This is a genomic window from Arthrobacter sp. 4R501 (assembly GCF_002929755.1).
Taxonomy (GTDB): Bacteria; Actinomycetota; Actinomycetes; order Actinomycetales; family Micrococcaceae; genus Arthrobacter.
Genome location: NZ_PJIW01000011.1, coordinates 54004 through 67118 on the forward strand (window position 1 = coordinate 54004; position 13115 = coordinate 67118).

Below are 13115 nucleotides of genomic sequence, written 5' to 3' on the forward strand. Positions count from 1 at the left end.
AAAGAGCGTAAGAATAGAGTCCGGAAGAGAAATTTCTGGCACCGGTCGCGATGAGTCTTAGATGCCAGCCTGACAGTAGGGAGCCGCAGTGCATCGCTAGCCGTGAGGCGAGTTCTCCGACTTCCAAACGCACGACATGCTGGTGAGTCCTGTCGTGCGCAACCATCGAAATGCCACGCTTATCGATGAAGAAGCTCAAGGCTTTCGCGTATTTCCACGTAAAACTCTTGGTCGGGTAATGAGTCGTCGTAAGCAAAAATGGTAACTGCTGCCTCATTTCCTGCTGGAAGGGCCCTCGCCGTGATGAAACCGCCTGCGGCCCTGTCCAAGACGCTGATGAGTTGTGCAGATGCTTCCAGGAGTACCGCCGGGGGAAGGTCCGTCCCGCGATCATCGCAAATTTCCACCTCCACTCCTCTAGCGCGGGCTGCTCGGGCAGACCTCAATACTGTTGCCGTAGCTAGGGCTCTCCCTCTGACCTGATCCCTTAGCTCGTCCTGTAGTAGCCGGCAGCTCGTCCTATCAGAGTCTTCAATGGCCCGGCACGCGATTCTTGTCAGGAGCGGTTTTGCTGTTCGCTCCAACTCGGTCAGCCACTCGTTGTGTGCGATCCAGCTAGCGTGGTCCTTGGCCAGCCGCGCAGCAGAAATTTTCTCCTGGGCTTCATTGGCTCTGATTTGAACGTCGCAGCGATCGAAAACCTTGTTTACTGCATGGGAAATTGCGACCCACATCAAAGGAGTCACGACCATAGCGAGTCCGTCAATTGGTGTGAGCTCGTGAACCATAGATCCGGTGAAGTCGAAGACCGCAAATATGCTGATTCCAAGCCAAGCAGCAAAAATCTGCTTCCGAATGGCGACCGTGACCATCAACATCTCAATAGCGCCACAGTGCCAAGCTGCGTAGCCGGGGTGGGTGCCGGAGGGAAGAGCACTCTGGACTAGAAGATCCATGAGTAAGGCACCGGCCACCACGAAAGCTGCGTGCCTGCGGGGCATGCTTCTGTCTTTCGCTGGCCATGTCGCGACAACCATTGAGGCCGCACAGATTCCCATGGCCACGATAGTTGGCCAAATGGCGAGGATCCGGTTGAGATTCACGATGCCGAGCAAGATGTGTGCCGCCGGGAATGCCAATCCCATGGCAAGGATGAGGGGGCGGCTTATAGCTTCATTCATGCCGGTTGGGGCTTTCTTTCCAAGTCAGTTGCACGCGGGTTCCCGTTCCGGGCTTTGACGTTATTGTGGCTGTTCCCTGGGCGTCCCGCATTCTGTTCAAGATGGAAATGCGGAGACCCAGCCGTTGGGCGGGGACCTTCTTTATGTCGAATCCAGGCCCCTCATCAGTAATTTCTATAACCGCTTCAGCGGCGCCTGTATTGGGGTCGCGGCCGAATGTGACCTCGACTTGGCTTCCCCCTCGGTAGGCGTGGAGTGCGCTATTTCTGACAGCCTCCGCCGTAGCTTGTATCAACGCGCCGCTGGGTACGAGAGGAAGTGCAAGCGGGGCCCCTTGGGTCGTATCCACGCATGTGATTCTGGTGGGGTATCCGGCGGTTGCCCCCTTGAGGCGACTGATCAGTTCAGATGTGCTGATGGGAGATTGCTCATCGCTCGTTCGAAGAGAATGAAGCTGACTCAAGGAGTCTGTTGCCGCTTTTGCTGCGGCGTCCAGCATTTCGTCTGAGCGTGCCCGGGCGGCGAGCGTCAGAGTGGCCATGACGGTATCGTGAGTGAGTCCGTCCAAGCGCGTTCGCTCGATTCGGAGCGCTTCTGCCCGCGCTGCACCAGCAGTTTTATGTATCGCGGCCTCGGCGGCCTGATCCGTAGCCTTGGCAGCCTTGCGAAGGGCAGTGATGGGACTAATAATTACCACCGCCATGGCGGCCGTCAGCAAGGCGTCCTGCCCTGACTCAAACCAGGCACGGGCGTTACCTGCAGTCGTAAGCGGTACCAGGCAGACAAGAGCCGAGAATATGCCTCCGTACATCGCTGAAATCCGGGCGTTGGTGGCGATGCAAGCCAGGCCAATACCGACGCCGGCGATCCCCCATGACCAGGGACGGGATGCCACTTGGCCCCCGTGCCCAATTAGTCCTACGTGCCACAAAAGAAAACTTATGAGTATGAGGGCCGCCGAGATGCCGGCCGCCGCCCTCATTTGCCGCCCCGGATGGCGTACCAGCGCGGTCCAGATGATAGCTATAGGGATGCCAACCATGAAAGCCAAATCCCATCCCAGGGCAGTGGGGGGTATCTGCGTGACAAGATCCGGCAGGGCCAGGACGTATAAGACAAGAGAAAACGCAGACACCGAACGAGTCAGAAGGCGTTCAATGCTGATTTCTGATATCGGGTGCAGCTCGGTAACGCCTTTTTTTCTCACCGTTGTCCTTTCCGGGCAAGGATGAATCCACGCGGGCTAGTTAGTTGCGAAACGGCCCTTTAGCAAGGCTTTACTGGTCTAAGGCCAGGTTTAGTCAGGGTCAACAAAACCGTCCTCGAGTCCCCGTTTCCGCAGCTGGTCCTTGTTTTTCGCCGCCCGCCCCACTGCTTCGTACTTGGCGCGGGCACGTTTGACGTAGGTCGCTACAACGGTTTCCTTGACGTTCATCTTCTCAGCAACTTGTGTTCTGGTTCTCCCCGTTGCGTACCAACGAAGTGTTTCGCGTTCCTGGGGACTTAATTTAGCGGCCGTAACAAGTTCGGTGTCTCCGTCAATAGCGGCTGCCAACTGCTGGTCATCGATAATTTCTCCGTCGGCGACTATTCGAAGCTTACGGAGGGTAGTTTCGTAGGAATCCGTCTTTCGGGAAACCCCGGAGGCGCCGGCTGCCAGCGCTTCCCGGAGGTCAGCCGGGTTGTTGGCTTCGCTGAAAATCAAAACCGGGTAGCCAGCGTCACGAATTCTTCGAACGTTATCCCCTGGTCGGGTTCCATCCCCAAGGGACATGTCGAGAGCGACCACGTCGAAGATCTTTTCCCCACCTGCCAAAAGCTTTTCGACCGTAGCACTAGTGCGGACTACCTTGACTGGGACATCCGCAGCCTTGTCAGCGGGCTGGGCGGCCGCCGCCTTGGCCGCCTCCAAGGCTGTGGCATCGAGGTGGGCCGCCCCCGCAAACCCCACGAGCAGCATTTCATGGTCATCGACAACGCCGACTCTAATTACCTCTTTCATCAGGAATCCCTTTCGTACGCGATCCGACGCGATGTCGTCGTCCCGCTAAGTATCCCAAGATGCACGAGGAGCACTTGCGAAATCAGATGAAGCACCGCAGTTTGTCCCCCAAATGGGGGACAAATTGTTCCGTTTTCAGGAAAGCGACGTCGGGAGCCCAGAGCGCGACTCTATTCTGATGGCACCTGCTCCGAAGAAGGAGCAACGCACAGAGGTAAGGGAAGGGGAAAGAAGAAAAGAAGCGGAAAACGAGCCTCTGGCCGCTGCCCTCGCCGGAGATTACGGCTACGGCAAGAAGAAAGCCCGACTCCCCACCAGAGAGACGTGAATAGCCCGAGGTCTCCGCTGAGGAGCACTCAAGGCTTTGCGCTAACCGACAAATACTTGGCATCAGATAACCGCCCACACCACAAAGGAGCATCCAATGAGTGCGAAATCCAGCTTTTTCGGCCTCAACTTGAGGTCAGCAGTTGCCGTCCTCGTCGCAGCTTTCCTCCTTTTCGGAGCTGCTTCGCCCGCATCCGCAGCCCGCTCTGTTCCGTCAGCTGCAGCCGCACCCATCACCGCAACTCACGGGGCGTTGTCACTGGCCCCAAACTTTGAATCGCCTTCTCTGCGAACAGTCTCTATTGCGGCCGTCGGGCCGCTCTCACCGCAGACAGGGGTCTCAACACGAGGTGCTGTACCCGTAAGGTCCAGCATCCCCTGGTATCAGCGCTGGGGAGCATTTGCAGGATGTATTTTCGGCGTAGGCATCCCAATTGGTGCAGCAATCGGGCTGTTTCAAGGCTCCGTCGCCGCGTATGTGGCAGGGCAAGCAGCCCGACCACTTCAGGTGACAATCGGCGCTACGGCCTCGAGGTACTTGGACTTCGCAGCATGGGCATGCCGCACGGCGATGTACAGGTAGGAGCAGGAAGCCGAGCCCAGGGGCCGATCCCGATGTCGGCCCCTGGGCTGTCCATCCCGCAGCAGCGGGAACTACGCATCACTGCAATGCGGCAGTTCAAACCAGCTGTCCAGAACCAGAGCATTCATGTCGAGCTCGCCGCTGAGGCGGGGTCAAGAGAAATAATGCCGCTTCAGACTTTTCGTGCTGGTGTTTCCTGAAAACACACCGAGGTGGACGCCCGCAATGTTAGTGAATTTGTCTTGTCCCTTCGCACTAAGGTTTCGGCCGGAAAGTTACCGCTGATGGAAGCCCTTCAAAGTCAGATTAACGTCGTCGTTGACTTCGACGACTACCCGCAGGACCGGGCGAACCTCATCCGCCATTGCGAGGACCTGATCCACACTCATGCGACAGCAGACAGGGCATGGGAACAGCCAGGTACTTTTGCACCCCAGAGGCAGCTACAGGCGGTGGCCCCCGACCTCTGGCGTGCAACAGTCCACGGAAAGCGGCTGGTTGATGGCGGATCGGGTTTTCTCGTACTCAGGAGTACACACGTGGAGAGATACGGGGGCGAGGTGGCACAACTGATTTGCCTCTTCGTCAGCACGGTCTTCGGTTCTCCCACCAAAACCGATAAACGACTCCGACGCTTCGCATGGCCCGTTCGGTATGAAAAAACCCACCTCAATTCCCCAACATTTTCCCAGACGATGGCTGAGGCCGGCTTTCACACCGACTCTCAATATCTAGAGGAACCCGAGCGCTACTTTGGGCTCTTTTGTGTCACCTCGGATGTCCGCGGCCAGGGAACCAACTTTCTCGTTTCCGCGAGCCAGGTCGTGCTGAGGCTCCTGGAGTTGCATCCCACAGCCCTTGACCATCTCAGGTCACCATTCCCTTTTCGAGTCCCATCCGTTTTCACAACGAGTGCCTCAGACAACGACATTGAGGTGGTCTGGGCGCCGATTCTCGGAGAAGGGACCATCAGGTTCCGGAGCGACACCATCACTTCGGCACTGGAATTGCCCGGCGTCACCCTGGCTGAGGCCAAGCTAGCTGCAATCGCGGCATTCGAACGGTCCATCTCAGAAACGCCGACTCTTGAATACCACCTCGAGCCAGGTGAAGCCATCGTTGTGGACAATCACGCGATGCTTCATGCCCGTTCGCCTTTTACCGACAGCAACCGCCTGCTGTACCGCGTACGGATGAAAGGCCAGGACCGCAGCACTAACGCCGGACAGCAGGGGCTGGCTGACTCGTCTGGATCCGCACGGACAATTGGAGGAACAACGTGATTGACAGCATTTATGACCCACCCAACCATCAACTAAGCGTCGGCGACATTAACTCCAGTGACTACGCCTCATTCCTAGACGGACTCACAGACGTCCCTGAAGCTCCTCCACTTATCCCGATAGCAATTGACCGGGCAGGCATCAGCAATCAGCTGGCACCCCTGATCATCAAGTCTTTGTTCGGTGAGGACTACGTCACTATTGAGTGCAAAGTCAACATGCAGGTAAGTCTGAAGGGCCACCGGGGAATTCACATGTCCCGATGCGAGGAAGCACTCTTCCGGCTATCCACGCAGACGCACGAATCTTTGGAATCCATCGCCGAGAAGCTGGTACGAGAACTAGCGCTAGCTCAATCGTCGGACTCAGCATTCGTGCAAATCGAAGGGACTTACTTCTACCCTCACGCCACCCGAATGACGCGCCGCGAGTCTGTGGATCACGTCGTGCTCTTCGCGCACGCGGAAATCCGTTCCGGAACGCTTAAGTCGTCAATAGGCTTGTCGGCGACGAACATGACGGGCTGCCCCTGCACCAAGACCTATACCAAGTTCGCCGTTGTCCCCGAGTTGACCGCCGCCGGCTTTTCGTCTGAGCAAGTCACGACAATCCTGGACATCACGAACTCCGGCACGCACACTCAGCGGGGCGTGGCGAAGATCTTTGTTGAGCGGACCGACCAGTCCCTCACTCATGGTCTCTTGCTGAACGTGCTCGACCGTAGCTGTCATCTTGTTTTCGACTTGTTGAAGCGGCCGGACGAGCACGATCTGGTCTTGAGGGCACTGAAGAAACCGCAATTCACGGAGGACGTCGTCAGAGCAATTGTGGCCGATTTTATCGAGACCAGCAGTCCCCAGCTGGACCCCGGAACCGAAGTGTTTGCCTCATCCCTCCTGTTCGACAGCATCCACAGTCACGACGTGTACACCGAGATACGACGATCCGCAGGCGATCTTTGCCTCGAGTTGGACGAGGCGACGTGATTCCCAAACAGAATGTACAGGAGTGGCTCGAACGGGCTGCTCGGGCGGCCCTTGATGTTCCCGCAGCAGGGCGGGAGGCCGAAGCCTGGAAGGTCAGAAATCTGGCGGAAGTCTGTTTATTCACCATTGCATTCGGAGGCTTACCCTCTCCTGTCGACACGGCGGTTGCCGAGCTGGATGAAGGACTGCTGGGCCCCGCTTCCGGCCGGCTACTGCGACTGCGTCAGTGTTTGGGGGCCTTGCCTTCGCAGTACGAGGTCGCAAGTTCAGAGCCCCCGCCAGTCAGCCGTTTCGCTAAAGATGAGTCTGACGCTGCCGAACTTCTTTCGGTATACGCAGACTCTTTGGAGGGCGGCGAGGTGACAGCCTCGGATATTCGTAGTGTCCAAAACGGTTTGGGAGGCCGGATAATAGGTGACCATGCGACGGCTCGCGGCCTCGGGAAATATGCTCATAAAGTCATTGACACGAGCCTACCCACGGACCTGCTCTGGCGGACGTGGACCTACTTGCCCTGGACGGGGCCTGTGGCATTGGTGCCCGATGAACTACTGGATCCGGCCACCATGGACATCTGGTGGGGGATTCACAATGGCTTCCACCTAGACCACATGGCCGGCCTCGCTGCGCAGGGCTCAGACCCCATGAGAGTGGAGTTCGGCGAAGGAATGCTCATTTCCGAATCCCTGACAATGGTTGGTGAGATTCTTTCCGGGGCGAAGGCCAGGCTCGCGGGTAGGCCGCGCCACATGGCGGTTGTGGCGGACGGGATATCCGAAAGGATCCGACGACACCCGGCCAGTCCCATGAAGCCCAGGGAGAGCGACCGCATCAGCAGAGATGAGTTCGCCTGGCTTCCAACAGTCGCGTCGGCTTATGTCGCCGGCCCGCTCAAATTGATAGCAGCAAACTTCGAATCCGATCTGATCCCCAAAACAATTACTGAGGTCATCTCGACCCAGTGGACGACCCTGGAAGGCCAGGACAATTCGCTGAGGATTCTTCGACGCGGTGCACAGGACGTGTACGCGTGATGCAGGACGATTTGCTGAACGTATGGAAGGACTTGCTGCACCGCGTCGGCACCTTCGGAGAACCGCCCGGCGCCGTTGCGAATCTGGGGTTCATTGCCACGATCGCCGGGTCGCTGTCATTGGCGGCAGGAGTTGACGACAAAAAAAGGGCCCACGACATCGCCACAACAATCGACCGGATCCTCGCTGCAGCGCAAAGGGACATCGAGGCCTACTGGGGCGACCGGGACTCCGGCGAAGAATCCATCGCTAACACGCCGGGAGCAGTGTTGCTGGCTATCTGCGATCTCAAAGGCATCGTTGCCGGGGTCAGGGCTGCCAACAGGGCTGACCTTGAATCTGCTCAAATAGTCTTAGAAGCCGCACAGCAGGCTACTTTGAGGATCATTCAGGCCAATGTTGCAGCACACCAGCCAGCTCAGAACAGTACCGATACGACAGGCAAATGCTTTCTCCCGGCCGCTGCCGCTGCTCAAGAGCCTCTCCTGTCGGTCCGTAGTGCGCACGGATCTTGGCTGACGACTGAGAATGGCGACCAATGGTTAGATGCGTCGTCCGGGATGTGGAACGTTCCCTTAGGGCACGGTCACAGCGCGCCGCTTCTGGGATTCGTGCAACAAGCCAGTGCTGTAGCCGCAATAGATCCATTCCACGTGTCCACGAACATCTCAGTGCAAGTGGCAAGTCGGTTGGCTGAACTCAGCGGAATGCCTAACGCGTATGTGACGTTCGCATCGTCCGGGTCTGAAGTAGTGGAATCCGCACTGCGCCTTGGTTTGGCGGCGACTTCTCCAGGCAACGGTGGCCTATGGTCCTACCCCGGCGGGTATCACGGGTCAACTGCCGGGGCAGCCTCCCTTTCCGACTTCGCCTCCGTCTGGCCGCCCTATCCAGAACGCCAGCGTCTTGCACGACAGGCACCCCCTGAGGACTGGTCTGCTAACGGCGTCGGGATCATTGAACCTCTGTCCGGCGTAAGCGGGTGTAGGCCGATTTCAATGGACACTATTCATCAGCTCTCAGATTTTCAAAAACGCGGTGGCGTGCTTATCGCCGACGAAATAGCGTGTGGTCTGGGCCGAGCCTCGTGGCCTCTGGTCGCACCGAGCCTCGGGATGAAACCGGACATCATTCTCTTAGGTAAAGGGCTAGGTAACGGCGTGGCCCCAATTTCGGCACTGATCTGCAGTCCCCGCGTGTATGAATTGGCCCTACGCAACGGGCCAATTGAAGATGGACACACACATTCCAATCACCCAGCGGCGTTGGGTGCAGCGCTTGGAACCCTCAATGCACTGCAACTCATCGACTTCAACAATCAAGAAAATCAACTCAACCTGGCGTTTAACGAAGCCGGGCTCAACCCGTCCGGACTCGGACACTTCCGCGCGTTCTCGGGACCCGCCCGCAACAAGGAGTCTGTGCGCGGGGCCCTGCTCAAGGAGCGACTCATGATCCACCTCCCCACTTCGTTGTCTGCTTGCAGCTCGCTAATCTTGGCGCCGCCGTTCAATATGTCGCCCGAAGACATGAAAGAGTTATCTGCGAGGACTAAGCGGGTGGTTTCGAGCCTTGGCTGGATGTAGGTAGCAGCCAGCGCGCCTGCCTACTTCTACTTGTTCCACTCATACTCCGACCGGGCGGGCCACGAGTTGCCGTAGCCGTTGTGGGGCGCATAAAAATGATGGCATGGCGAAGGAGTTCGTAAGGAGCACCAAGGGCTACAAACACTACTTTCCTGGCGTCACGGCCACAGCAGAGGTGATCGTCGACGCCGGCAAGATCATTGCAGCGGCGGGCGTGACCGCCTGCGGCCCGGACGGTCAGGGCCTGCCCATCCTGAACGAGTTCGAGGGCATCCGGTTGAACGGCTTCAAAGAGGCCGGGGAGGCCTACGAGTCGTTCCATCTGCGTGGCAGACAGGGACCTGGGTTTCCGGTGGCAGCCGACTTCTGCACGACAGACAATCGTCCCTACGATGAGGTCGTGACCGCGATCTTGATCGCCGCGGCTGTCCGCGCCCTCGACTCCGGGGAGGTTGTATTCAGCAGCGATGGTCGGTGGAACAACTGGGCCGCCGGCGTGAACATGTTTGAGAAGGCGGTGCGGCCGCTGAGCGACGAGGAGAAGCTGGCGTTGGAGCTCGACGTGGAGCGGATGCGCCCGGAGGGGTCCCGGGACGGCGGCGTCTGGCCGTAGTACGGCCAGACCTGTATCTGACGCTGTCAGTCCTCTGTCTGGCGCGCGATGAAGGCCGCCATTCCCGGGACGGTGAACTGAATGGCTCCGTATTCGGGTGCGTACACGACACCTTTGGCGATAAGGCGTGAGCGTATGACGGCAAGTTTGGCGGTTGACTTCCCAAGCCGTTCGGCGATTTTTCCCGTTGAGGAGGGCTTATCGCTGTCCTGGGCCATGGCCCTGAGGTAGAGGCGTTCAGCGTTGGTGGCACGCTGGCAGCGGGCTTCGAAGAAGCCATGGTCCAGGTCTCTGGTGCCGCGGCGGACAACTCGAATCTCCCATTCTCTATGGGACAGAGACTCTGATGAGATGAACTACGCAGATGCCACGCTGCCAACACTGGAGTGACGTAGTCGTTTGAGAGCCCGTTACGGTCCGGGTTCTCGCCAGGCAGCAAATTGGAATTGCCCCGCGTATTAGCCTCTCTCTTCACATCAGCCATCCATGGAGCCCACGTGCGGCTGTTCCCGGTGCGGATACTAGACAAGTTCAACTGAAATACGCGACAGGATTGTGCGGACACCGGCTGCAATATTGCCGAAGGGCCTACTAATCCATTCCCGACTGCTCGAGCTCCTTGGCACTCCAGGAGGAAGCCCTAACGGCTGGGTCCGTTCTTGGTTCTCTGGGCACCCACAGCTACACCTGTTCGGGTCTTTTTGGCTTTGGCTGCGCCTTTGCCCATGGTGACGGCTGCGCTGGGGTGTGTGCCTTCGCTGCGTTCGGCGGCGATGCGTCCGCGGACTTGTGTGTCGTTGGCGCCGGTGCCGGCCAGGGACTCAGCAAATCTCTCGTGGTGTTCGGCCGAGCCGTAGTCAGCGGCCGATGCGCTCTCCGCTTTCAGGCCTTGGTCGTTGAGCCGACCGCTGTCGTTGCCGGTGACGCTGTTCTCGATTTCGCGGCCGAGCCCTTCCATTCGGGCGAAGAGTTCCTTCTCGGCGCGTTCGTACCGCTGTTCCACGGTCATCCACTGGGAGCCTTGGAATCCGCCCTCTGCCAGGAGTTTGGTTTCGTGCATGTCCTTGGCAGCTTTTACGAACGCAGGATCCTCGAAGTGCGATTCACCTGCGCCGTTGATGTTCGCGGTGGTCTCCTTCCGGAGCTGGTCAATGTCGGGACCGCTGATCCCGTCCTTGCCGATCAGGAACAGACGTTCCTGCACGGTGGCGTCCGCCGCCGCTACAGCTTTGGGGGTCTTTGCTGTGTGGGCGGTCTGCAATGCCTGGGCCAGCTCGGGGTTTTCCAAGTACTCTGCGGGCACCTGGTGACGTTCCATCTCCGGGGCAAATTTCGCCGCCTGCGCGCGGAGTTCTTCGACGCGGGCAGCTGCAATCAACTGCATGGCCTTCTCATGTTCGACGACCGCCTCGTGTGTCTTCTCCAATTTGAGAGCCAGCTCGTCCAGCCGGGCGTTCTCGGTGGTGATGGTCTGGATCCCTGACTCCAGGTAGGCGGTGTCCGGGCCGACGTCGTGGGTGTCGATGCCATAGCGGGTGAGAACTTCGTGACGGATTTTCTCTGAGGCTGCCAGCGCGGCCGGATCGTGGTCCTTCCAGCCTTCCGCGACGGCGTGTGCCGTAGCAATGTCGCTGGGCTGGGCTTTGTCCCACCACTGTTCCTTCTCCACTGGCGCCAACGCTGCGTGCGCGGCGCTGCGGTCCGCGGCGAGGCGTGCCTGGGCTTCGTGTGCTGCCTGGGCGTCAAGGTGTTCCTGCTGTCGCTGGGTTTCCTGGCGCCGGCGGGCAAGTGTCTCGGCGATACGTGAGGCGATCATCAGCGACTGCCGCAGGCCGCCGTCCACGACGTCATCCATTCCATCTGATTCACTCATGCTGTTCCCCTTGCAGTTGGTGGTCTGATCATTTATCGGTCCAGCACCGGCCCGAATTCGCGGCCATTGTGCTGGCGGGTTTTCGTTGGTGTCGGAACGGACGGCACAGCCGATCCCGGGCGGATCGGTGCCATGCCCCGCAGACCAATCTCGACCGCCGTTGGCGCTGCCTGCTCTACACCGCCGGCCGCAGTCGCCTTCGGCATGGTCGCGGTAAACGGTCCAAGCTGCTCGGTGACGACGGCGCGGATCCGTTGCGCTTCCCTGGTGCGTCCGGACTGGGCGTGCATCTCGTACACGGCAAAGGCCGTGTTGATCAGCTGCACCATCAGCGCTGTTTGCGCCGCCGTCTTGTTTTTACTCGACGCCGCCATGAACAACATGGCCGCCCCCGCAATGGATGGCAGGGCGACGGGCTTGCTGTGCTGGTGCGGTAAGCGCAGCTGCGCGGTTCGGGACAGTTCCGCGGCGGTGGCCGCCAGCGGTCCGGGTGTCGGTTCGAGCCGGTGTGACCATGCCGCGAACGCACCGGATACGTCCCGTGCAGCCTTCGCCCAGGTCGCGTGGTCATCACGCGGCAGTGCGCGCAGCTGCTCAACCAGCGCAGATGCATTGCGGGTGTATTCGACCCACATTTCCGCAGGCGGTGTCGCGTTCTCGGGACCGTTCGTGGAGACCTTGCGCTTGTTCCGTGCCGCTGCGTTCCACTCCGCGGCCGCCTCGGTTGCCAGGTGTGGGGTGTCCGGCCATTCTTCACGCAGGGCACCGAGCTTCAAATCCGATGCAAGGGTCCCGCCACCGAACCAGATAGGACGCTCCCCCCGCCCGGGGCGTTCGGCTACTGAGTAGCCGACAATGACGTCGGTGGTGTTCTTCGCGTACCGGGGCCGGACGAGCAGGCCGGTGTCGCGGGCGCGGCGGACGAACTCCGCTTCAGTCGCTGAGGCGCTGGCGCTGGCCCGGACTTTCCGGGCCAGCGAGGCGCGGTGCATTTCGCGGTCGTCCCGGACGGCGGTGGCCTTCTCCGCCCGGTCGTAGCCGCGGGTGGAATGCACGGAGGAGAGTTCTTCGAGGCCGTACTTGGTTTCAAGTTCCCGGCACGTTGTTTGTGCGCGTTTGTAGTCGCCGTGGGTGGAGGCTTTGGTGCCGTCTTCGCGGACCAGGGACACGGCGATGTGGATGTGGTGGTTGCCGTTCTCACTCGTTCCGTGGTTGATAGCGACCCACCGACATTGGGCCTTGCCGCTGGCCTCGGTGAAATCCATTGCATCGACGAAGTCGTTCGCGATATCTCCCCACTGCTGATCAGTGAGGGCGCCTTCTTCGGCGCGGAGGCTCAGCGAGCAGTGCCACACATCGGCCTGCTTGTGACCGTCCGCGACCCGTTCCTTTTTGACCGGGTCCCAGCGGAAATCCTTCTGCAACACCTCGACCCCGTAGGCCTTGCGGGGCTGGTCCAGATGCTTCGCAATCGCCACCGCGTCGTCACGGTCCAGGACACCGTCGTCGTACCAGGCCATGATCGCCGCGTCCCCGGCAACCAGGTGCGGGTCCGTGTGGGAGTTCTTCGTCTTGTCGGTGTCGGTGGAGGCAAGGTAGAGCAGCAGCCCGGACATCCGGGACCCGCGGGTGATGTTCGGAATCATC

The 13115-nt window shown here is 59.6% G+C and carries 11 protein-coding genes; 5 read left to right on the forward strand and 6 right to left on the reverse strand.

What is annotated here, in order from left to right; all coding sequences use genetic code 11:
- Positions 1–179: 179 nt before the first annotated feature.
- The 3 genes from CXR02_RS12440 to CXR02_RS12450 all read right to left on the reverse strand — a co-directional run bounded on the left by CXR02_RS12440 (position 180) and on the right by CXR02_RS12450 (position 3183).
- Positions 180–1181, reverse strand: coding sequence for a hypothetical protein (locus CXR02_RS12440; RefSeq protein WP_104062285.1), 1002 nt, complete (start codon positions 1179–1181; stop codon positions 180–182).
- Positions 1174–2388 (reverse strand): sensor histidine kinase, encoded by a 1215-nt coding sequence (locus CXR02_RS12445; RefSeq protein WP_146072525.1) that lies wholly within the window; start codon positions 2386–2388, stop codon positions 1174–1176. The genes CXR02_RS12440 and CXR02_RS12445 overlap by 8 nt, the downstream gene beginning before the upstream one ends.
- 90 nt (positions 2389–2478) lie before the next feature.
- Positions 2479–3183 carry a LuxR C-terminal-related transcriptional regulator gene (locus CXR02_RS12450; RefSeq protein ID WP_258060937.1) on the reverse strand — a complete coding sequence of 235 codons (705 nt, stop codon included), beginning with the start codon at positions 3181–3183 and terminating at the stop codon, positions 2479–2481.
- A gap of 1122 nt (positions 3184–4305) precedes the next feature.
- Between CXR02_RS12450 and CXR02_RS12460 the strand changes: the two genes are divergently transcribed.
- From CXR02_RS12460 to CXR02_RS12480, 5 genes are all read left to right on the forward strand, one after another.
- Positions 4306–5376, forward strand: coding sequence for a TauD/TfdA family dioxygenase (locus CXR02_RS12460; RefSeq protein ID WP_146072526.1), 1071 nt, complete (start codon positions 4306–4308; stop codon positions 5374–5376).
- Positions 5373–6362, forward strand: coding sequence for a GTP cyclohydrolase, FolE2/MptA family (locus CXR02_RS12465; protein WP_181037214.1), 990 nt, complete (start codon positions 5373–5375; stop codon positions 6360–6362). Before CXR02_RS12460 ends, CXR02_RS12465 begins: the two co-directional genes overlap by 4 nt.
- The gene (locus tag CXR02_RS12470; RefSeq protein ID WP_104062290.1) at positions 6359–7396 is read left to right on the forward strand and encodes a hypothetical protein; all 1038 of its coding nucleotides are present in this window, start codon (positions 6359–6361) and stop codon (positions 7394–7396) included. The genes CXR02_RS12465 and CXR02_RS12470 overlap by 4 nt, the downstream gene beginning before the upstream one ends.
- Entirely contained in the window at positions 7396–8982 is a 1587-nt protein-coding gene (locus CXR02_RS12475) for an aminotransferase class III-fold pyridoxal phosphate-dependent enzyme (protein ID WP_104062291.1), read from the forward strand. Before CXR02_RS12470 ends, CXR02_RS12475 begins: the two co-directional genes overlap by 1 nt.
- 103 nt (positions 8983–9085) lie before the next feature.
- Positions 9086–9595: a hypothetical protein gene (locus tag CXR02_RS12480; RefSeq protein ID WP_104062292.1), complete on the forward strand. Its 510-nt coding sequence runs from the start codon at positions 9086–9088 to the stop codon at positions 9593–9595.
- Between the two features lie 26 nt (positions 9596–9621).
- On the opposite strand, the gene CXR02_RS22630 is transcribed toward CXR02_RS12480, so the two are convergent.
- From CXR02_RS22630 to CXR02_RS12495, 3 genes are all read right to left on the reverse strand, one after another.
- Positions 9622–9813 carry a hypothetical protein gene (locus CXR02_RS22630; RefSeq protein ID WP_219816424.1) on the reverse strand — a complete coding sequence of 64 codons (192 nt, stop codon included), beginning with the start codon at positions 9811–9813 and terminating at the stop codon, positions 9622–9624.
- A gap of 422 nt (positions 9814–10235) precedes the next feature.
- Positions 10236–11468 (reverse strand): hypothetical protein, encoded by a 1233-nt coding sequence (locus CXR02_RS12490; protein ID WP_104062293.1) that lies wholly within the window; start codon positions 11466–11468, stop codon positions 10236–10238.
- Between the two features lie 32 nt (positions 11469–11500).
- Positions 11501–13114, reverse strand: a complete 1614-nt coding sequence (locus tag CXR02_RS12495; RefSeq protein WP_104062294.1) for a relaxase/mobilization nuclease domain-containing protein — start codon at positions 13112–13114, stop codon at positions 11501–11503.
- Position 13115: the final 1 nt, after the last annotated feature.

Bases quoted from the DNA above. Each gene is read 5' to 3' on its own strand.
- CXR02_RS22630 (WP_219816424.1), bottom strand. From the start codon at position 9,813: ATGGCCCAGGACAGCGATAAGCCCTCCTCAACGGGAAAAATCGCCGAA.
- CXR02_RS12440 (WP_104062285.1), bottom strand. From the start codon at position 1,181: ATGAATGAAGCTATAAGCCGCCCCCTCATCCTTGCCATGGGATTGGCA.
- CXR02_RS12480 (WP_104062292.1), top strand. From the start codon at position 9,086: ATGGCGAAGGAGTTCGTAAGGAGCACCAAGGGCTACAAACACTACTTT.
- CXR02_RS12475 (WP_104062291.1), top strand. From the start codon at position 7,396: ATGCAGGACGATTTGCTGAACGTATGGAAGGACTTGCTGCACCGCGTC.
- CXR02_RS12495 (WP_104062294.1), bottom strand. From the start codon at position 13,114: ATGATTCCGAACATCACCCGCGGGTCCCGGATGTCCGGGCTGCTGCTC.
- CXR02_RS12450 (WP_258060937.1), bottom strand. From the start codon at position 3,183: ATGAAAGAGGTAATTAGAGTCGGCGTTGTCGATGACCATGAAATGCTG.
- CXR02_RS12490 (WP_104062293.1), bottom strand. From the start codon at position 11,468: ATGAGTGAATCAGATGGAATGGATGACGTCGTGGACGGCGGCCTGCGG.